Annotated in this window: 18 protein-coding genes; 7 read left to right on the top strand and 11 right to left on the bottom strand. The window is 32.7% G+C overall.

Going from position 1 to position 20,568, the window contains the following annotated elements; all coding sequences use genetic code 11:
* Positions 1-8: 8 nt before the first annotated feature.
* The 11 genes from yihA to rimP form a co-directional block, all read right to left on the bottom strand.
* A complete protein-coding gene (gene yihA / locus L992_RS04680; RefSeq protein WP_047381688.1) occupies positions 9-602 on the bottom strand; it encodes a ribosome biogenesis GTP-binding protein YihA/YsxC in 594 nt (197 codons plus the stop codon).
* Between the two features lie 17 nt (positions 603-619).
* Positions 620-2,923, bottom strand: coding sequence for an endopeptidase La (gene lon / locus L992_RS04675; RefSeq protein ID WP_047394638.1), 2,304 nt, complete (start codon positions 2,921-2,923; stop codon positions 620-622).
* 13 nt (positions 2,924-2,936) lie between these two features.
* Positions 2,937-4,187 carry an ATP-dependent Clp protease ATP-binding subunit ClpX gene (clpX, locus tag L992_RS04670; RefSeq protein ID WP_047394635.1) on the bottom strand — a complete coding sequence of 417 codons (1,251 nt, stop codon included), beginning with the start codon at positions 4,185-4,187 and terminating at the stop codon, positions 2,937-2,939.
* Between the two features lie 11 nt (positions 4,188-4,198).
* Positions 4,199-4,774, bottom strand: coding sequence for an ATP-dependent Clp endopeptidase proteolytic subunit ClpP (gene clpP / locus L992_RS04665; protein WP_047381681.1), 576 nt, complete (start codon positions 4,772-4,774; stop codon positions 4,199-4,201).
* Positions 4,775-4,902: 128 nt separating this feature from the next.
* Positions 4,903-6,189 carry a trigger factor gene (gene tig / locus L992_RS04660; RefSeq protein WP_047381679.1) on the bottom strand — a complete coding sequence of 429 codons (1,287 nt, stop codon included), beginning with the start codon at positions 6,187-6,189 and terminating at the stop codon, positions 4,903-4,905.
* 33 nt (positions 6,190-6,222) lie between these two features.
* Entirely contained in the window at positions 6,223-7,923 is a 1,701-nt protein-coding gene (gene recJ / locus L992_RS04655) for a single-stranded-DNA-specific exonuclease RecJ (protein WP_052191669.1), read from the bottom strand.
* Between the two features lie 3 nt (positions 7,924-7,926).
* Positions 7,927-8,283 carry a 30S ribosome-binding factor RbfA gene (rbfA, locus tag L992_RS04650; RefSeq protein WP_047381677.1) on the bottom strand — a complete coding sequence of 119 codons (357 nt, stop codon included), beginning with the start codon at positions 8,281-8,283 and terminating at the stop codon, positions 7,927-7,929.
* Positions 8,284-8,299: 16 nt separating this feature from the next.
* Positions 8,300-10,474: a translation initiation factor IF-2 gene (infB, locus tag L992_RS04645; RefSeq protein WP_047381675.1), complete on the bottom strand. Its 2,175-nt coding sequence runs from the start codon at positions 10,472-10,474 to the stop codon at positions 8,300-8,302.
* Positions 10,475-10,497: 23 nt separating this feature from the next.
* Positions 10,498-11,022 (bottom strand): DUF448 domain-containing protein, encoded by a 525-nt coding sequence (locus tag L992_RS04640; RefSeq protein WP_047394633.1) that lies wholly within the window; start codon positions 11,020-11,022, stop codon positions 10,498-10,500.
* Complete coding sequence (nusA, locus tag L992_RS04635) at positions 11,015-12,121, bottom strand: transcription termination factor NusA (RefSeq protein ID WP_047381672.1); 1,107 nt, start codon at positions 12,119-12,121, stop codon at positions 11,015-11,017. Before nusA ends, L992_RS04640 begins: the two co-directional genes overlap by 8 nt.
* A 35-nt stretch (positions 12,122-12,156) precedes the next feature.
* Positions 12,157-12,618: a ribosome maturation factor RimP gene (rimP, locus tag L992_RS04630; RefSeq protein WP_047381761.1), complete on the bottom strand. Its 462-nt coding sequence runs from the start codon at positions 12,616-12,618 to the stop codon at positions 12,157-12,159.
* A gap of 358 nt (positions 12,619-12,976) precedes the next feature.
* On the opposite strand from rimP, the gene glmS reads away from it, so the two are divergent.
* From glmS to citF, 7 genes are all read left to right on the top strand, one after another.
* A complete protein-coding gene (gene glmS / locus L992_RS04625) occupies positions 12,977-13,390 on the top strand; it encodes a methylaspartate mutase subunit S (RefSeq protein WP_047381668.1) in 414 nt (137 codons plus the stop codon).
* A 32-nt stretch (positions 13,391-13,422) separates the two neighbouring features.
* Positions 13,423-14,829 (top strand): methylaspartate mutase accessory protein GlmL, encoded by a 1,407-nt coding sequence (glmL, locus tag L992_RS04620; protein ID WP_047381664.1) that lies wholly within the window; start codon positions 13,423-13,425, stop codon positions 14,827-14,829.
* 22 nt (positions 14,830-14,851) lie between these two features.
* Entirely contained in the window at positions 14,852-16,309 is a 1,458-nt protein-coding gene (locus L992_RS04615; RefSeq protein ID WP_047381661.1) for a methylaspartate mutase subunit E, read from the top strand.
* A gap of 86 nt (positions 16,310-16,395) precedes the next feature.
* Positions 16,396-17,637, top strand: a complete 1,242-nt coding sequence (locus L992_RS04610; RefSeq protein WP_047381658.1) for a methylaspartate ammonia-lyase — start codon at positions 16,396-16,398, stop codon at positions 17,635-17,637.
* 78 nt (positions 17,638-17,715) lie between these two features.
* Positions 17,716-17,976, top strand: coding sequence for a citrate lyase acyl carrier protein (gene citD / locus L992_RS04605; protein WP_047381655.1), 261 nt, complete (start codon positions 17,716-17,718; stop codon positions 17,974-17,976).
* A 26-nt stretch (positions 17,977-18,002) separates the two neighbouring features.
* Positions 18,003-18,875 (top strand): CoA ester lyase, encoded by an 873-nt coding sequence (locus L992_RS04600; protein ID WP_047381654.1) that lies wholly within the window; start codon positions 18,003-18,005, stop codon positions 18,873-18,875.
* A 21-nt stretch (positions 18,876-18,896) separates the two neighbouring features.
* On the top strand, positions 18,897-20,438 hold the full coding sequence (gene citF / locus L992_RS04595) for a citrate lyase subunit alpha (protein WP_047381651.1): 1,542 nt from the start codon (positions 18,897-18,899) through the stop codon (positions 20,436-20,438).
* Positions 20,439-20,568 lie beyond the last annotated feature (130 nt).

Here is a 20,568-nt window from a genome sequence, read left to right as displayed (position 1 = left end):
AAATCCTCCTATTCAATTTCTCCCTTTAAACAGTTTTCAATATATTCTAAAACTTGTTCTTTTCCATTATTATTAAGTGATGAGTGGAAGAAAACATCATCATTATGGAAATCAACCTTTGTTCTGATATCTTTTAAAGCTTTAAATTTCTCATTATTCGATACTTTATCCATTTTAGTAAAAATAATTTTAAATGGTGTTCCATAGTGGTCTAACCATCTAAGCATATCTAAATCTTCTCCACTTGGAATTCTTCTTATATCTAGAAGAACAAACACAAGTTTTTTTCTAGGGCTAGCAAGGTATCTCTCCATTGTTAATCCCCATTCTTTTTTCATCTCTTTAGGAACCTTAGCGAATCCATATCCAGGTAAATCAACAAAGAAGAATTCTTTGTTGATTAGGAAATAGTTAATTAACTGTGTTCTACCTGGAGTTTTACTAGTTTTAGCTAGTTTATTTCTTCCTGTGATACTGTTTATAAGAGATGATTTTCCAACGTTAGATCTTCCAACAAAGGCAAACTCTATATGGCTTAACTCTTCAGGATAATCTTTTTCAAATACAGCTGATTTTACGAAATCTGCTTGTTTTACAATCATCTTATTACCTCTTTCTATTATTTTTCAAGGGCAAGTTTTTCAACATCGTCATAAGTTGAAGCAAAGTAAATTTTAATATCTTTCATTACTTCTTCTGGGATTTCCTCTACATCTACCTTATTGTCCTCAGGTAAGATTATATTTTTAATTCCAGCTCTATGAGCCCCAATTACCTTCTCTTTGATTCCACCAACAGGTAAAACTTCACCAGTAATAGTGATTTCACCAGTCATAGCAAAAGTTTGCTTAACTTTTCTACCAGTTAACACTGATAAAATAGTTGTTGTGATAGCAGTACCAGCAGATGGTCCATCTTTTGGTGTTGCTCCTTCTGGGAAGTGAAGGTGAATATCTTTTTTATCTAAAACAGTTGGTTCAACATTGAATTTATCAAAGTTAGCTTTTAGATATGTAAAAGCAACCATAGCTGATTCCTTCATAACATTTCCAAGAGTACCAGTTAGAGAAAGGCTTCCTTTTCCTGGGATTTGTACACCTTGAACTTCAAGTGTCATTCCACCAACGGCTGTCCAAGCTAAACCATTTACAACTCCAACTTTAGAAACAGCTTTTTTCATTTTTTCAGGTCTAAATTTAGGATGACCTAAATAAGATTCTAAATTTTTAACAGTGATACTAGCAGATTTTGCATCTTTATCAATGACATCTCTAGCAACTTTTCTAAATAATCCAGAGATTTCTCTTTTCAGATTTCTGACACCAGCTTCTCTAGTATATTCATCTATAATTTTTAAAACAGCTTTATCTGTGATATTGATTTTAATATTAGATAAACCATTTTCAACTTGAGCTTGTTTAATAAGGTAGCTATTTGCTATATGAAGCTTTTCAAACTCAGTATATGAAGAAAGAGTTATTATTTCCATTCTGTCTCTTAAAGGACCAGGAATACTTCTTAAATCATTTGCTGTAGCAATAAAGAATACTTTAGATAAGTCAAATGGCATATCTAAATAGTGATCTTCAAAATGCTTGTTTTGCTCAGGGTCTAGAACTTCTAACATAGCAGAAGCAGGATCTCCTTTGAAGTCGCTTGACATCTTATCGATTTCATCAAGAAGGATAACAGGGTTAACACTTCCAGCATTTTTGATAGCCTTAATTATCTTTCCAGGCATAGAACCTATATAAGTTCTTCTGTGTCCTCTTATTTCAGCTTCATCTCTAACTCCACCTAAAGATATTCTGATAAAGTTTCTACCCAAAGCATCAGCAACAGATTTAGCTAAAGATGTTTTTCCAACTCCAGGAGGTCCAGCTAAACAAAGGATAGTTCCTTTCATATCTGGATTTAGTTTTTTTACAGCTAGATAATCAAGAATTCTATTTTTTACATCTTTAAGTCCATAATGGTCTTTTTCTAAAACTTCGTGAGCTATCTTCAGATCTAAAGTTTCTGTAGTTAAAACTCCCCAAGGAAGTTCTAAAACAGATTCAATATATGCTCTAGAAACAGTAGCTTCTGCAGAATAAGGAGCCATTTTACCTAATTTTTTTAGTTCTATTTCTAATTTATCTTTAGCTTCTTTTGGAAGAGGAGAGTTTCTAACTTTATCAAAAAGTTCATCAGTCTCTTCATCTCCACCATTTTTACCAAGCTCTTCTCTAAGAGTATTTATTTTTTCTCTTATAAAGTAGCTCTTTTGGCTTTCATTTATTTTTTCCTTAACTTTTTGATCTACTTTTTGTTCAATAGAAGCAATTTCAATTTCATTGTTTAAAATTTCAACTAATTTGTATCCTCTATCTTTAACATCAAGAAGTTCTAAAAGTTCAACTTTTAAAGATTCTTCAATTTCAAGATTAAATGCAATTGAATCAAAAATCTTTCCAGCTTTTCTAAGTCCTTTTAGTTGAACCATCAATTCAGCACTAACTTGGTTAGTTAGTGTTGAGTATTCTTCAAAAAGGTTGATAACTTTTCTTTTTAGAGCAGTCAACTCAGGAGAAGTTTCTTCAGTTGCAGATATAACACTGTAATCAGCAAAAAGAATTCCATCTTCCTCAACAATATTTTCAATAAGTACTCTTTTGTCTACATCTATAAGAACTTTTATACTTTTATTTGGTAGGGGAATAGATTGTACGATATTAGCTAAAACCCCAATTTTATGGATTCCTTCTGGAAGAGCTGGATTTTCTTCTAAAGAATCTTTTTGTAAACTTAAAACTAGTTTATTTTTTGTTTTCATTGCAAAATTCATCGTTAATAAGCTTCTTTCTCTTCCAACATAAAGAGGAGATGCTGTTCCTGGGAAAAGAACCATTTCCCTAGTAGGTAAAAAAGGTAATCTACTCATTAGTAATCACTCCTTAGTGTTCAATTTTAACTTTTGTAGAATCTTGAATTGAATCAGCGGTAATTGTAACCTTTTTGATAGATTTATCTGAAGGAATCTCAAACATAAGTTCTGTCATAATGTTTTCGATAATAGATCTAAGTCCTCTTGCACCAATTTTTCTTTCTAAAGCAAGAGTAGCAATTCTTTTTAGAGAGTCTTCTTCAAAATCAAGATCAACATTTTCCATCTCGAAGAATTTTTGATACTGTTTTACAATAGAGTTTTTAGGTTCTGATAAAATCTTTATCAGTGCAGATTCGTCCAGAGGAGATAAAGTAGTAATAACTGGAAGTCTACCAACTAGTTCAGGAATGATTCCTTGCTTTACTAAATCCTCAGGAAGAACTTTTCCTAAAAGTTCAATCTCTTTTTCAGTTTCTAAAGCTTCTTGAGAAGCTCCAAATCCAAGAACTTTTTTATTTGTTCTTGATTTGATAATTTTTTCCATACCTTCAAAAGCTCCACCAACTATAAATAAGATGTTTGTTGTATCTATTTCTATAAGTTCTTGATTAGGATGCTTTCTACCACCTTGTGGTGGAACTTGAGATTGTGTACCTTCAATAATTTTTAAAAGAGCCTGTTGAACTCCTTCTCCAGAAACATCTCTAGTAATTGAAACATTTTCAGATTTTCTTGCGATTTTATCAATCTCGTCTATATAGATAATTCCTCTTTCGGCAGCTTCAACCTCATAGTCAGCAGCCTGTAGCAACCTAACTAGAACATTTTCAACGTCGTCTCCAACGTATCCAGCTTCAGTAAGCGTTGTAGCATCAGCGATAGCAAAAGGAACATGAAGTGTTCTAGCTAGAGTTTGAGCTAAAAGAGTTTTTCCAGAACCAGTAGGTCCAATAAGAAGTACGTTAGACTTTTGTAACTCAACATCTTTGCTTCCTTGATCTTTATGCATAATTCTTTTATAGTGATTATAAACAGAAACAGCTAAAACTTTTTTACTATCATCTTGACCTATAACATATTCATCTAGTCTAGATTTGATTTCTTTAGGTGTAGGTAATTGAATTCCTGTTAAAGAGTTATTAGAAGTATCTTCTTTTTCTTGTTTTTCACCGTAATAGATATCATTTTCATATCCAAGCATATCAAAACAAGTTTCGATACACTCATCACAGATGAAAGATCCATCAATACCAGAGAAAAGTTTTGAAACTTCATCTTGTCCTCTTCCACAGAAAGAGCAATGTTCTTTTTTGTTCATCGTTTCCCTCCTTATCTAACGAATACGTGGTCGATTAAACCAAATTCTTTAGCTTCTTCAGCACTCATAAAGTTATCTCTTTCAGTTGCAGTTATAATCTCTTCAACTGATTTGTTTGTGTTTTTACTTAAAATTTTAGAAGTTAAATCCTTCATTCTTAAAATCTCTTTAGCTTGGATTTCAATATCAGTAGCTTGTCCTCTAGCTCCACCAAGAGGTTGGTGAATCATAATTCTAGAGTTTTCAAGAGAGTATCTCTTTCCTTTAGCTCCAGCTGAGAGTAATAGAGCCCCCATACTAGCAGCTTGTCCAATACAAACTGTCTGTACATCAGGTTTAATGTAATTCATAGTATCGTAGATTGCCATACCAGAAGTTATAACCCCTCCAGGACTATTTATATACATAATTATATCTTTATTAGGATCTTCAGCTTCTAAAAACAGGAGTTGAGCAACGATAGCATTGGCTATTTGATCATCAATCTCACTACCTAAGAATATAATTCTATCCTTAAGAAGTCTAGAGAAGACATCGTAAGCTCTTTCACCTTTTCCTGTGTTTTCAATAACTGTTGGACTGTACATTTTTATCCCTCCTTTAAAAACTTACTTTAAAAATTTAAAGTTAAATACTTAAAAACTTAGGTATTTAACACTAATTTTTTAAAAGTAGTATTGAGTAGAGGGTTATCTCTACTCAATACAGGATTTTATTACTTTGCGTTGTTTACAATAACTTCAACAGCTTTTTGAGCTAAGCTCTCAGTTTTTAAGCTATGGTTGAATTCGTCTAAGTTAGAGTTTTTAGTTAACTCAGCTTCTAATTGCTCTTTAGTCATACCGTACATTTTAGCGATATCTTCTATTTTAGCAGTTAACTCTTCAGCAGTAACTTCTAAGTTTTCAGCTTTAGCAATAGCTTCTAATATGATGTCAACTTGAACTTTGTTATGAGCCATTGGAGCGATTTGGTTGAAAGCTTGCTCTTTAGTCATACCAGTCATTTTTAAGTATTGATCGATATCCATTCCTTGCATAGCTAATTGTTGGTTCATTTCAGCCATTCTGTTTTCAACTTCTCTAACTACCATTGATCTAGGAACTTCTATTTTAGAGTCAGCAACTAATTTTTGGATTAATTTTCCAACGAAGTTGTTTTGAACTCTAGCTTCTTCTCTAGTAACGATTTCAGCAGTTTTCTTAGCTTTTAAATCTTCAACAGATTCAAATCCAGCTTCTGTAGCGAACTCTTCAGTTAACTCAGGTTTAGCTAAAGTTTTGATTGAGTTGATTTTTACTTTGAATACAGCAGGTTTTCCAGCTAAAGCTTCAGCATGGTATTCAGCAGGGAAAGTAACGTTAACTTCTCCTTCTTGTCCTACAGTGTATCCAACTAATTGATCTTCGAATGTATCGATGAACATTTTAGATCCTAATTTTAATTGGTGAGAATCAGCTTTTCCACCTTCGAAAGCAACACCGTCAACGAATCCTTCAAAAGCAAGGTCAACAGTATTTCCCATCTCAGCTTTGTGCCCTTCAGCAGCATCTTCTAATTTAGCTTTAGCGTTTAACATATTTTCAATCTCTTTATTTAAAAGCTCTTCTGTCATTTCGAAAGTTTCTTTTTCAACTTCTAAACCTTTGTACTCTCCTAAAGTGATTTCAGGATAGATATCAACTTTGAAAGTCATTTCAAGAGTATCTTTCATTTCAGTAACAAGATCATAAATGAAACTTACTGGAGCAATTTTCTCTTCAGAAACGATTTTTTCGAAGTTAGCTTTAAGAACAGATTCTACAACCTCTTCTTTTATAGCGTCAGCAAAAGCAGCTTCAACTTTGTTTAATGGTGCATGTCCTTTTCTAAATCCAGGAACCTCAACTTTAGTAGCTAAAGTTTTAACAACCTCTGATTTAATTGGTGATAACTCTTCAGCTGTTAAAGTAACTTTAATCTCAACTGCTGAGTGTTCGATTTTTTTTAATTCGTGTTTCATCATTTCCTCCTTAAAGTATTATGTATTAACGTCTTAAATCTTATGAGATTTAAGATCTTTTAAACGAAATTGATAATATTCCTCGCCTCTATTAATTATCTTTTCAGGATAGTAAATCACATCATAAAGAGTGTCTTTATTTGTGTGATGTAACTTAGAACTTAAGTCAAAAGCTACAAGAGGGTAGGATTTGCCATTTTTCAATAAGAAACCATTAAAGTGTCTATTTTCAATGCCAAAAAATTTTGTATCTATAATTTTAACTCCTCTATCTATAAAATAGGGATGCTTATTCTCAAGGCCAAAAGGACCCAATTTTTTAATATCATTTATATTATTTTTATTGATTTTATCAATAGGTAACTCTAAATCAATCTCTAAAAATTTAGGTTGATTAATGTTGTGTTCATGAACTTTAATCTCTCTTTGGAAGAGCAATTCAATCTCAGGGAGATCAGCTTCATTGGCAATAAATCCAGCTGCTAAGTCATGACCACCAAAACGTATCAATTTACTTTCAATAAGTTTTAAAATATTGAAAATATTTACACCAGGAATACTTCTACATGAAGCTTTTGCAAGACCATCTTTCAATGAAATCATAGCAACAGGTAGATTGTACTTTACACTTAATCTAGATGCAACCACACCAATAACTCCAGGATGCCATCTTTCAGATGCAACAAAAATATATTTAAGTTCATTCTTATCTATTTTTTGTGCGATCATTTTATTTGCTTCATCAAATATCATTCTTTCTAGTTCTCTTCTTTGCTTATTTGCTTTTTTCATCTCTTCAATAATGTTATATATTTCGAAATCGTCTGTTTTCATAAAGAAGTCAGCACCTAGTTTTGAGTTACCAAGTCTTCCTAAAGAGTTTATAAGAGGGGAAACAAAATAACTAATATCTGTGGTACTGATATCTTTGTTATAAAGTTTTAAGTACTTCATAAGATAAACAAGTCCTTTGATTTTAGTATTTTTAAGAGTTTCAAGCCCTTTACTTATAATAATTCTATTTTCATCAAACATAGGAACTACATCTGCAACAGTTCCAATCATAATAACATCCATAAATTGATAAAGTTTAGAGAAATCTTCATTGAGATGAGTATATACACCTTGAGCAACCTTTAAAGCTACTCCTGCACCTGCTAAAAATTTAAACTTATAATTATCACTAAGTTTAGGATTGATGAAGAGGATATTATCCTCTTCATCATCTTTAACACTTTTGTGGTGATCAGTAACAATAACCTCAATACCAAGACTACGTGCATACTCTACATCTTCATAGGAGTTGACACCTGTATCTACAGTAATCACTAGTTTTCCAGAATTTTTATGGATAAAGTCGATAGTCTTTTTGTCTAGTCCGTAACCTTCATCCATTCTATTAGGAATATAGTAATCAATATCAATTCCAATCTCTCTAAAAGCTAATACAAGGAAGATAGCTGCAGTGATTCCATCAACATCATAGTCTCCATAAATAAAAAGTTTTTCATTTTTATTTTTAGCGGAAACTATTTTTTCTACAACGCTATCCATCATTTCGAAATCAAAAGGATTTCGAAATTTATTAATAGATGGATTAAGAAAATTCTCTACATCATCTTTTTCTAAAAAGCCCTTTTTAATTAATAAAGTAGCTAAAAATTTAGAAACATTCCATTGACTAGCCTTAGTTTCAATAAGATTTTCAGATACTGTCTTATATTCCCAGTGCATAAATTACCCTTTTAAGCTATCAAGTAACTGGGAGATTTTAATAGCGTGTTCTATAGTATCATCCAGTTTAATTCTCATTTCAGGAGTATATCTTAAGGCTAGTTCTTCAGATACTCTTTTTCTAAGAAAACCTTTTATTTCATTTAATCCTTCTAAAACTTCTTTTCTATTAACTGTTGCTCCAGCTATTGGCATGATGCTGAAGAATAAGTCCGCAAATTTTAAATCTTCAGTAACTCTTACGCTAGTAACAGAAACCATAGCTTTTTTTAATTTTGGATTTTTAATCTCTTCGAAAAGAGCTTTAGAAACAACTCTAGAAACTTCCTTTTCGATTGCAGCTAATCTTTTTTTATTCATAATAAATCACCTACTTTTACTTTAAAGTTCTTTTAACTTCGATAATATCGAATGCCTCTACGATATCTCCTTCTTTAATATCGTTGAAGTTTTCGATTCCTAAACCACACTCTTGACCAGCAACCACTTCTTTAGCGTCGTCTTTGTATCTCTTAAGAGTATTTAATTTTCCTTCATAAACAATAACACCATTTCTTAAGATTCTGATGTTAGATTCTTTTCTAACCTTACCATCAACAACAACACATCCAGCAATGTTTCCAACTTTAGAAACTTTGAATACTTTTTTGATTTCGATTCTTCCAGAGTACATCTCTTTGAACTCAGGGTCTAACATTCCTGTTAAAGCTTTTTCGATATCTTCAGTAATATGATAGATAATGTTTGAAGTTCTGATTTCAACACCGTTAGAGTCAGCTTCTTTTAAAGCGTTTGTAGTTGGTCTAACGTTGAATCCGATTATGATTGCATTTGAAGCTTCAGCTAGCTTTACGTCACTCTCTGTGATTGCTCCAGATGCAGCTTGAATTATATTAACAATAACTTCTTCATGAGAAAGTTTTAATAATGAATCTCTTAATGCTTCAACAGAACCTCTTGAATCAGCTCTTAAGATTAAGTTAAGTTCTTTTAAGTTTGCATGATCCATTTGTTGAGATAGAGTTTCAAGAGAGATAGATTTTCTGCTAATTTCAGAAATTTTTCTTTCTTTAGCAACTTCTTCTACGATTCTCTTAGCATGTTGCTCATTTTGAATAACATAGAATGTATCTCCAGCAGATGGAACATCATTGAATCCGATAATTTCTATAGGTTGAGAAACAGTTGCAGATTGAACTTTAGCTCCTAAATCATTAACAAGGGCTCTAACTTTTCCCATAGATTCTCCAGCAACGATAACCTCTCCAATTTTTAAAGTTCCTTCTTGGATTAGAACGTCGGCAATAGGTCCAACTTTAGGATCAAGTCTAGACTCTAGAACGATTCCTTTAGCTCTCTTTTTAGGGTTAGCTTTTAACTCTAAAATTTCAGCAGTGATTAGGATTGTATCTAATAGAATATCTAAGTTCATTTTAGCTTTAGCTGAAACTTCAACAAACTCAGTGTCTCCTCCCCATTCAACTGAAACTAAACCGTGCTCCATAAGCTCTTGTTTAACTCTCATTGGGTTAGAACCATCTTTATCGATTTTATTGATAGCAACGATAATAGGTACATTTGCAGCTTTAGCATGTGATAAAGCTTCTATAGTTTGTGGCATTACACCATCATCAGCAGCAACAACAAGGATTGCGATATCTGTAACTTGTGCTCCTCTTGCTCTCATATCAGTGAACGCCTCATGTCCAGGAGTATCTACGAAAGTGATTTTCTTTCCAGCTTTAGTAATTTGGTAAGCTCCAATCTTTTGTGTGATTCCTCCAGCTTCTCCAGAAGCAACAGAAGTAGTTCTGATAGCATCAAGTAAAGATGTCTTTCCGTGGTCAACATGTCCCATGATTGTTATAACAGGAGCTCTTTCAATAAGATCTTCAGCTCTATCTTCTATTTCAAGAGCAAATTTATCTCCGAAGTCTAATTGAATCTCTTCTTCAAGTTCAACGAAAGCATCGTAATCTTCAGCTAACTCTTCAGCTAATTCTAAAGATATAGTTGAGTTTATAGTTAACATTTGTCCTTTTAAGAATAGTTTTTTGATAAGTTCAGAACTTCCAACACCTAATCTATCAGCGAAGTCACCTAGAGTGATTTCTCCTCTGATTTTTATGATTTTCATTCCATCTTCTTCTATAATTTCAGGTCCTTGTTCAGCTTTATTTACGATAAAATCAGCTCTTCTACCTTTTCTTTTTTTCTTAGATTTCCCTTCGTCATTTGAAGCGTCATTATTAGTTTTTGCTTTGTTTTTATTTTTGTTTTTATTTTTTTTAGCAGTAGTAGTCTCTTCTGTAAAATCTTCTGCGTCATTAAAATCCATAGTTTTCTTCATTGTTTCCTCCTCTATATAGGTATTACTAGAAACAACATCATCATTTTTTTTAGCAAAATGTGCCAGAACAATTTTTTCTTGTTCAGCAGTCAATCCACCTAGATGTGATTGCACATCAATTCCAATATTGTTTAAAATATCTAAAAACTCTTTGTTGCCATAACCGTATTTCTTAGCTAATTCGTGTACTCTTACTTTCATAAAATTAACACCTCCAAAATAGCCTAGTCTATCAATCCTCTTGCAACTTTTTTGTTTTTTATAGCAATAACATTAACTTCATCTTTATTAAAGATTTCGCCTAGTTGTGTTTTGTCTCCATAATGAGCATAAGGAATATTTAACTCCTTAGCTTTTGCAATTAATTTTTTATCGTTTTTCTCGCTGATATCTTCAGCAATTATAAGGAAATGAATATGTTGAATTTCTTCCATAACCATGTTGATACCAAAAGTTAAATGCTCAGAGTTTTTCATTGCCTTTAAAATGTTTAAGTAATCTTTAGATTGTTTTTTCAGAAGATTAACCATAAGTAATAAATCTTCTATTTTTAGGCTATATTTTTTATTTTTAGAAATTCTTTTTATACATTCGTGTGTTTTACAAACATAGATTGCTCTAGCTTGATGTTTTTGCTTTTCATCAAATGAATAGTTGTTTTCATTTATTTTAGCGATTCTAAAAAGATCGCTTTTCTCTCTTTTTTCTCTACAAACAACACATGTTCTTTCAGGCGTGTGATTATGCATTTTCTTCCTCGGCTAAAACTTCAGTATTAGTTGTATTTTCAGCGTTGTATGATTCAACAGTTTTAATATCAACTCTCATTCCAGTCAATTTAGCAGCAAGTCTAGCATTTTGTCCATTTTTACCAATAGCTAGTGACAGTTGAGAATTTTCAACTAGAACTCTAGCAGTAGCTCCCTCTTCAAGAACTTCAACGCTAATAACTTTAGCAGGGCTAAGAACAGCAGAAACGAACTCTTCAACATCTTCTTTCCAAACAACGATATCAATTTTTTCACCGTTTAGTTCATTAACTATGTTTCTGATTCTTAATCCTTTTTGTCCAATACAAGCTCCAACAGTATCGATGTTTTCATCTGCAGAGAAAACAGCAACTTTAGCTCTAGAACCAGCTTCTCTAGCAACAGATTTAATTTCGATAACTCCTTCAGCAATTTCTGGAATTTCTAATTCAAATAACTTCTTTAAAAGTCCTTCGTTTTTTCTAGAAATTACTATTTTAGGGAATTTGTTTGTTTTTTCAACTTCAGCAACGTAAACTTTTATTCTTTCTCCAACTCTGTAAACATCAGCAGGAGATTGTTCAGCAGTTGTAAGAATTGCTTCTGAACCATCAAATTCAATGAATATGTTTCTCTTTTCATCAATTCTTCTGATAACTCCAGTTATAATATCGTGCTCTTTTCCTTTGAATTTATCGAATATGTTTTGTCTTTCAGCTTCTCTAACTTTTTGAATAACAATTTGTTTTCCATTTTGTATAGCGTTTCTTCTGAATTCCTCACAATTAACCTCTAATTTAACAATGTCACCAACTTTAGCTCTTTTGTGACCAGCCTCAATAGCATCCTCAACAGATACTTCAAGAGCAGCATCGTATAAATCTTCAGCTGTTGCAACAGTTTTAATTTCGAAGACTTTAACCTCTCCAGTTGATCTGTTGATTTCAACTTCTACATTTTCTTCCTCACCATAATGCTTTTTATAAGCAGCAAGCATAGCTTGTTCTACAGCCTCAAGAAGACTTTCTTTGTTTATTCCTTTTTCTTTTTCAAGCTGCTCAAGAGCTTCTAAAAAGATTTTTCCATCTTTACTTTTCATAATGGTTTTTCCTCCTAACTATAACTAAATAATAATTAAATATCACTAAAATCAAAGACAATATTTGCTTTTTTTATCTCTTTGAAAGGTATTTCAAGAGTTTGTCCTTTTATATTTAAGAAAAGTGTTTCGTTCTTAAAATCTTCAATAATACCCTCAAAATTCTTGTTATCATTAAGTTTGTGCTTTAAGCTAACTTTAATTTTTTCACCGTTGAATCTTATGAAGTCTGCTTCTTTTTTTAATGGTCTTTCAACACCAGGAGAAGAAACTTCTAAGAAGAATTTATGTGGAATTAATGCATCGATAGTTTCGTCAATATCGTTGCTAAGAGAACCACAATCTTCAAGAGTTATATCTCCGTCAGTCTTCTCTATAAAAATACGAACATAAAGATATCCACCTTCTTGGATATATTCTAAGTCCACAAGTTCAACATTTCTTTTTTCAACAGCTGGAATAACTACTTTCTCTATTTTTATAAGAGTTTCTTCCATCTCTCTTTTATCAAGTTTTATCATAATTTCACCTCTTTCCAAATAAAAACTATAAAGAAAGAGTGGGATTTCCCCACTCTTTTCAGCTCTAGTATAAATTATCCATTTAGAGTATAGCATAAGTATAAAAAAAAATCAATGAAATAGTGTTATTCAAAGTCGTTTATATATAATAATGTAGAAAAAAAGTAAAAATGACTAGAAGTGATGAATAGTTATAATATATTGTATAAATAGTTGAAAAAGTAACAATATAAATTTATTATTTGTATTGTGTTTTTTTAAAACGTAGTGTATAAAATATATTATAAAAGTTTGTTTTTTATTAGGAAAAAGAAATAGTGAGGTGTTATTTTCAATGAAAAATGGAAAGAAAGTAGTAATAGGTGTAATCGGTTCGGACTGTCATGCAGTAGGAAATAAAATTATTCATCACGTGTTAGAAAGTAATGGATTTGAAGTAATCAATATTGGGGTATTATCACCACAAATTGACTTCATAAATGCAGCTGTAGAAACAGAGGCAGACGCAATAATAGTTTCATCGCTATATGGGCATGGTGAATTAGATTGTCAAGGAATGAGAGAAAAGTGTGAAGAAGCTGGATTAAAGGATATTTTACTTTATGTTGGAGGAAATATTGTTGTTGGAAAACAAGAATGGTCAGATGTAGAATCAAGATTTAAAGCTATGGGATTCAACAGAGTTTACAGACCAGGAACTCCAATAGAACTTACTACTGAAGACTTAAAATCAGATTTAGGAATTTAAGCTAATAAAAATAAAGAAAAGAGATGATTTCTATGAGATGTTATCTAACTATTGACTTTGGAAGTACTTATACAAAGTTAACAGCGATAGACTTAGTAGGAGAAAGAATTCTAGCAACTGCAAAAGATATAACAACAGTTGAAGATGATATAATGATTGGTTTTAATAATGCATATAAAAAACTTGTAACTGAGATAGAAAAAGAGATTCCTATATCAGAGATTGAGTTTATAGATAAGATTGCGTGTTCGTCTGCAGCAGGTGGTTTGAAAATGGTGGCAATTGGATTAGTCCCAGAACTTACGGCAGAGGCGGCTAAAAAAGCGGCCCTAGGAGCAGGAGCAAGAGTTATAAAAACATATTCATATGAACTTAATTCTCGTGAAATGGAAGAGATAAAAAATACATCTGTGGATATAATTTTATTAGCAGGTGGAACAGATGGTGGAAATAAAGAGTGCATAATTCACAATGCAAGGCTAATAGTAGAACATGAGGTAAATAAACCTGTTGTTGTAGCAGGAAATAAAGCGGTAGCAGATGAAATAGAAAATATTTTTTCAGAAGCCGGAGTTGATTACTATTTAGCAGATAATGTTATGCCAAAAATAAATAAATTAAATGTAGAACCTGCTCGTGAAGAAATTAGAAAAGTATTTATGAGTAAAATAATAGAAGCAAAAGGAATGAAGAAGGCTGAAGACTTTATAAGTGGGATATTGATGCCAACGCCAGCAGCAGTTTTGAAAGCTGCAGAGGTCTTGTCTGAGGGGACTGATGAAGAGGATGGAATTGGAGATTTGATAATAGTTGATATTGGAGGAGCAACCACTGATATACATTCTATTGGAAAGGGAGAACCATCTAAACCAGGAGTACTGCTGAAAGGTCTAGAAGATCCATTCGCCAAAAGAACTGTTGAAGGAGATTTGGGAATGAGATACTCTGCAATCTCTTTATTGGAAGCAGCAGGAAGTAGAAAATTAAGAAATTATTTAAATGATGTAGAGAAAAAATGGGATATAAAAGGAATGTGTAATTTTAGACATGATAATATCAGAATGGTTCCTCAAACGAGAGAGGACGTTTTGTTTGATGAAGCTATGGCAAAAGTTGCTACTGAGTTATCTATGACAAGGCATTGCGGGGTTTTAGAATGTATCTATACGCCGATGGGAACAATGTTTAATCAGAGTGGAAAAGATCTTTTAAATGCACCATATATAATAGGAACTGGGGGAGTAATTGTTCATAGTGAAAATCCAAAAGGAATTTTAGAGGCTGGTAGATTTAATCCGGCTGAACCAATATACTTAAAACCAGAAAATCCAAAATACATGGTTGATAAGACATATATTTTATCAGCTATGGGGTTATTAGCTCAAAAAGAGCCAGATTTAGCAGTGAAAATAATGAAAAAATATCTAATTGAAGTATAAGTTTTGAGGAGGAGTCTGATCGATGAATTTAAAATTTAAAAAATGGACTGAAGAAGAGTTCTTTAAAGTGAGAGAAGAAGTTTTAAAACAATGGCCAACAGGGGCAGATGTAGATTTAGAAGAAGCAGTAGCTTATCATAAAACATTACCTGAGCACAAAAATTTTGCTAAAAAATTAATAGATGCTAAATCTAAAAATATAACACTAGCTCAACCAAGAGCAGGAGTAGCTTTAGTAGAGCAACATATAGAGTTATTAAACTTCCTTGATACAGAGGGAGGAGCAGATTTACTGCCTTCAACTATAGATTCTTATACAAGACAGAATAAATATGAGAATTGTGAAAAAGGAATAGAGGAATCTAAAAAAGCAGGAAGATCATTACTTAATGGATTCCCAGGTGTAAACCATGGAGTTAAAGGTTGTAGAGAGGTTGTAGAAGCAGTAAATTTACCTCTACAATTAAGACATGGAACTCCAGATGCAAGATTATTATCAGAGATAATGTTAGCAGCAGGATACACTTCAAACGAGGGTGGAGGAATATCTTATAACATTCCTTACGCAAAATCAGTTACTCTTGAGCAAACAATAAGAGATTGGCAATATTGTGATAGATTAGTTGGATTATATGAAGAAAAAGGGGTATCTATCAATAGAGAACCGTTTGGACCATTAACAGGAACTTTAGTTCCGCCATCAATATCAAATGCAGTTCAGATAATCGAATGTTTATTAGCAGCTGAGCAAGGAGTTAAAAATATAACTTTAGGATATGGACAATGTGGAAACTTAGTTCAAGACGTTGCAGCAGTAAGATCTATGATGGAGCAAGCTGAAGAGTATTGTAAAGAGTTTGGATATGAAAATATGCAACTGACATCTGTATTCCACCAATGGATGGGTGGATTCCCAGAGGATGAAGCTAAGGCGTTTGGAGTAATTTCAAATGGTGCTTCAGCAGCAGCATTAGCAGGAGCAACAAAAGTTATTGTAAAAACACCTCACGAAGCTATTGGAGTTCCAACAAAAGAGGCAAATGCAATGGGTATCAGAGCAACAAAAATGGTGTTAAACTTATTAAGAGGTCAAAAGTTACCAAACTCTGAAGAGGTTCAATTCGAGAAAGATATGATTAAAAAAGAAGTGAAGCAAATTATAGATAAAGTGTTAGAGTTAGGAGAGGGAGATTTAGCAGTAGGAACTGTAAAAGCTTTCGAGCAAGGAGTATTAGATATTCCGTTTGCACCATCTAAGTATAATGCAGGAAAAATGTTACCTGCAAGAGATAACAATGGAATGATCAGATACCTAAATGCAGGAAACTTACCACTATCAGAAGAAATAAAAGCTTTCCATACTGCAAAATTACAAGAGAGAGCAGAATTTGAAGGAAGAGAGATCAGTTTCCAAATGACAGTAGATGATATATTTGCTGTTGGAAAAGGAACTTTAATTGGAAGACCAGCAGGAAAATAGTTAGAATAAATAGAAGTTAAAAAGTTTGATTTATTATATAAGGTTAGGGGAAGAGATTCCCCTCGTAAAAATCAGGAGGAATTAAAATGAGAATAGTTGATGTAGTATGTTCAGCAGGAAAAACAGGATTCTATTTCGATGATCAAAGAGCTATAAAAAAGGGAGCAGGACATGATGGATTTGCTTATGTAGGAGAACCAATGACAGAAGGTTTTTCTTCAATAAGACAAGCTGGAGAGTCAATATCTGTTCAACTTATTTTAGAAGATGGTCAAGTTGCATTTGGAGATTGTGCAGCAGTACAATATTCAGGAGCGGGAGGAAGAGACCCATTATTCTTAGCTAAAGATTTTATTCCTGTAATAGAGAAAGAGATTGCTCCAAAATTAATAGGAAAAGAGTTAGAAAACTTTAAATGTTTAGCAGAAGAGTTTGATGGAATGTTGTTAGATGGAAAAAGATTACATACTGCAATCAGATATGGAATTACTCAAGCTTTACTAGATGCAGTAGCAAAAGCTAGAAGAGTTACTATGGCTGAAGTTATTCAAAAAGATTACAATACAGGTTTAGAGATTTCTAAGAGACCTATATTTACTCAATCAGGAGATAACAGATATGAAAATGCAGACAAAATGATTATAAAATCTGCTGATGTTTTACCTCATGCTTTAATAAATCATGTTGAAACAAAGTTAGGAAATAAAGGGGAGCTATTACTTGAGTATGTTGGATGGTTAAGAGATAGAATTATCCACTTAAGAGATACAGAAGATTACGCACCTATTTTACATATAGATGTATACGGAACAATTGGAGCGGCATTTGATTGTGATACTATAAAAATGGCAGATTATTTACAAACTTTAGTGGATGCAGCAAAACCATTTAAATTAAGAATCGAAGGTCCTATGGATGTAGAGGATAGAGATAAGCAAATTGAAGCTTTAGCAGCATTAACAGCTGAAGTGGATAAGAGAGATATGGGAATAGAGTTAGTTGCTGATGAATGGTGTAATACTTACGAGGATATCGTAGCTTTCGCAGATGCAAAAGCAGGTCACGTAGTTCAAATAAAAACTCCAGATTTAGGAGGAGTAAATAACATAGCAGAAGCAATTCTTTATTGTAATAAAGTTGGAATCGGGTCATATTCGGGTGGAACATGTAACGAGACTAACAGATCAGCTGAAGTTACTACAAATATAGCTATGGCTTGTGGAGCTCTTCAAGTATTAGCAAAACCAGGAATGGGTGTTGACGAAGGATTTATGATTGTGTTCAACGAAATGAGTAGAGTAGAAGCTTTAGTAAACAGAAGAAAGTAATAGACTTTTGATTCTGGAAAAGGTGGGGGTATCCTACCTTTTCCTTTAATTTTATAGAATAGTATAAGAGGTGAAAAAATGACAATAAATAAACCAGCGAAATGTGGAACATTAGAATCTAATGATATATTTATTATGCTAACTCCTTATGAAAATGGAGTTGTTATTGAATTAGAAAGTGTTGTAGAAAAGCAATTTGGAAATCATATCAGAATGGTTATAGAAGAAAAAATAAAAGAGATGGGAATTACATCTATATTAGTTAAAGCTCAAGATAAAGGGGCTCTTGATTATACAATAAGAGCAAGAGTAGAGGGAGCTATAAAAAGAGGTTATTAAAATTTCCTTTAAGGTGAGGTGTTAGTGTGAAATTAAGAAGAACGATGTTATTTATGCCAGGAAATAATCCAGGGATGCTTCAAACAGCAGATACATTTGGAGCAGATTCGGTTATATTTGATTTAGAAGATGCGGTGGCTTTGACTGAAAAGGATGCAGCGAGAATATTGGTAACAGAAGCTATGAAAACAATGAATTATGGAGATACAGAGGTTGTAATAAGAATAAATCCATTATCATCTCCGTTTGCAATGGAGGACATTGATAAAATGGCGAGATTAAAGCCGGATGCCATTCTTTTACCAAAAGCAACTCCCGAGGATATTGCTATATTAGAAAAAGAGTTGGAGAGAGTTGAGAAAGAGGAAGGGTTTGAGACCGGTGAGATAAAGGTTCATGCTTTAGTAGAAACAGCTTATGGAGTGGAGACAGTTTATGAAACTTTAAAAACATCTAAAAGAATAGAAGCTGTACTGTTAGGAGGAGAAGATTTAGCAGCGGACTTAGCAGTGAAAAGAACTAAAGATTCAGATGAGTTATTCTATGCTAGAACAAAAATTGTAAATGCTTGTAAAGCTTTAAAAATAGATGCTGTAGACACACCTTTTACAGATACAAACGACTATGAAGGATTAGAAGCTGATTCTAGAAAGGCTAAGATGCTAGGATTTACAGGGAAGTTAGCTATAAATCCAAGACAGATTGATACAATTCATAATGTATATTCTCCAACAAAACAAGAGATAAATCACGCATTAAGAGTAATGGCAGCAAAAGAGGATGCAGAAAAAGAGGGGTTAGGAGTATTCTCTCTAGATGGGAAAATGGTTGACCTTCCAATTATAAACAGAGCTATTCAGACTTTAGAGATTGCTGAAATGATTGGTTTAATAGATTAATTTTAAAGGTGAGGTGTTCTAATGAAAAATATTTTAGGAAGAGATATTCCTGAATTTATAGATGGATATGGAGAGGTAAAGCAATATGAGGGATACCTTTCAAAAAAAGATGGAGCAATAAAAAAGAATTTTAAGTTTAAAACTGTAACTAGAGAAGACTCTAAGTTACATAGAGATTTAAATGAATTAATGGATAAGTTACCATTAAAAGATGGTATGGTTGTATCTTTTCATCACCATTTGAGAAATGGAGACTATATTTTAAACATGGTTATGGAGGAGATTGCAAGAAGGGGCTATAAAGATATTACGATTGCAGCAAGTTCAATTTTTCCATGTCATAAAGGGTTAGTAAAGATGATGGAGGATAAAGTTGTAACAGGAATATATGCAGCTTATATCTCAGGACCAGTAGCAGAGGCTATATCTAACGGAAAGCTTTCTAAACCCGCAATCATGCATACTCATGGTGGAAGGGCGAGAATATTTGAATCAGGAGAGAGAAATATTGATATCGCATTTATGGCAGCTCCAACAAGTGATGAATATGGTAATATAAACGGTGTAGATGGGAAGTCAGCTTGTGGAGCTTTAGGCTATGCTCACACAGATGCAGAGCTAGCGGATATCGTTGTAGCGATAACAGATAATTTAGTAGAGTTTCCAAATTCAACAATAGAGATAAATCAAACATATGTCGATTATGTTTTAGTTGTAGACGCTATCGGAGATCCAAATGGAATTGTATCAGGAACAACTCAAATTACTAAAAATCCGATTGGATTAAAAGTAGCTGATTTAACGGCAAGATTTATAGAAGAGTCAGGATACTTAAAAAATGGAATGAGTTTCCAAACAGGAGCAGGAGGAATATCTTTAGCTGTAGCAGCTCAACTTAAAAATATAATGAAGCAAAAAGAGATTTGTGGAAGTTTTGCTTCAGGTGGAATAACAGGATATATAGTTGATATGTATAAAGAGGGATTGTTTAAAGCTTTATTTGATGTACAATGTTTTGATTTAGATGCCATAAAGTCAGCTAAAGAAAATTCAGCGCATATAACAATGTCAGCTTCTATGTATGCTAATGCAAACAATAAAGGAGCTGTAGTAAATAAGCTTGATGTTGTTATTTTAGGAGCAACAGAGATTGATACAAACTTTAATGTGAACGTGACGACAGGATCTAACGGAGTTATAATGGGAGGATCAGGAGGACATTCAGATACAGCAGCAGGATCAAAGCTTTGTATAATAGTATCTCAACTTGTAAACTCTAGACTATCTGTTGTAAAAGATAGAGTTACGACATTGACAACTCCAGGAGAAACAGTAGATATACTTGTTACTGAAAGAGGGATTGCAATAAATCCATTAAGAAAAGACTTGATTGAAATATTTAAGGATTCTAAGCTTCCTATAAAATCGATTGAGGAGTTAAGAGAGATTGCAAAAGCTATGACAGGACAAGAAAATGATATTGAGTTTGAAGAAGAAATTGTAGCAGTTGTAGAGTATAGAGATGGAACTGTTATTGATACAATAAAAAAAATAAAAAATTAAAACTTTTTTATAAAAAACTCGGTCTAAAAGTTATAATAGAGAATAAAAGTGTAAATAAAGTAATATCCCCCCGTTTTAAAAGAACCTCATTTGAGGTTCTTTTAATTTTTTGGAGAATAAATATAAAGGA

The sequence above is a fragment of the Cetobacterium sp. ZOR0034 genome, from assembly GCF_000799075.1.
Lineage (GTDB): Bacteria > Fusobacteriota > Fusobacteriia > Fusobacteriales > Fusobacteriaceae > Cetobacterium_A.
The sequence above is the reverse complement of the archived record's forward strand: the minus strand, read 5'-3'. Positions and strand labels throughout refer to the sequence as shown.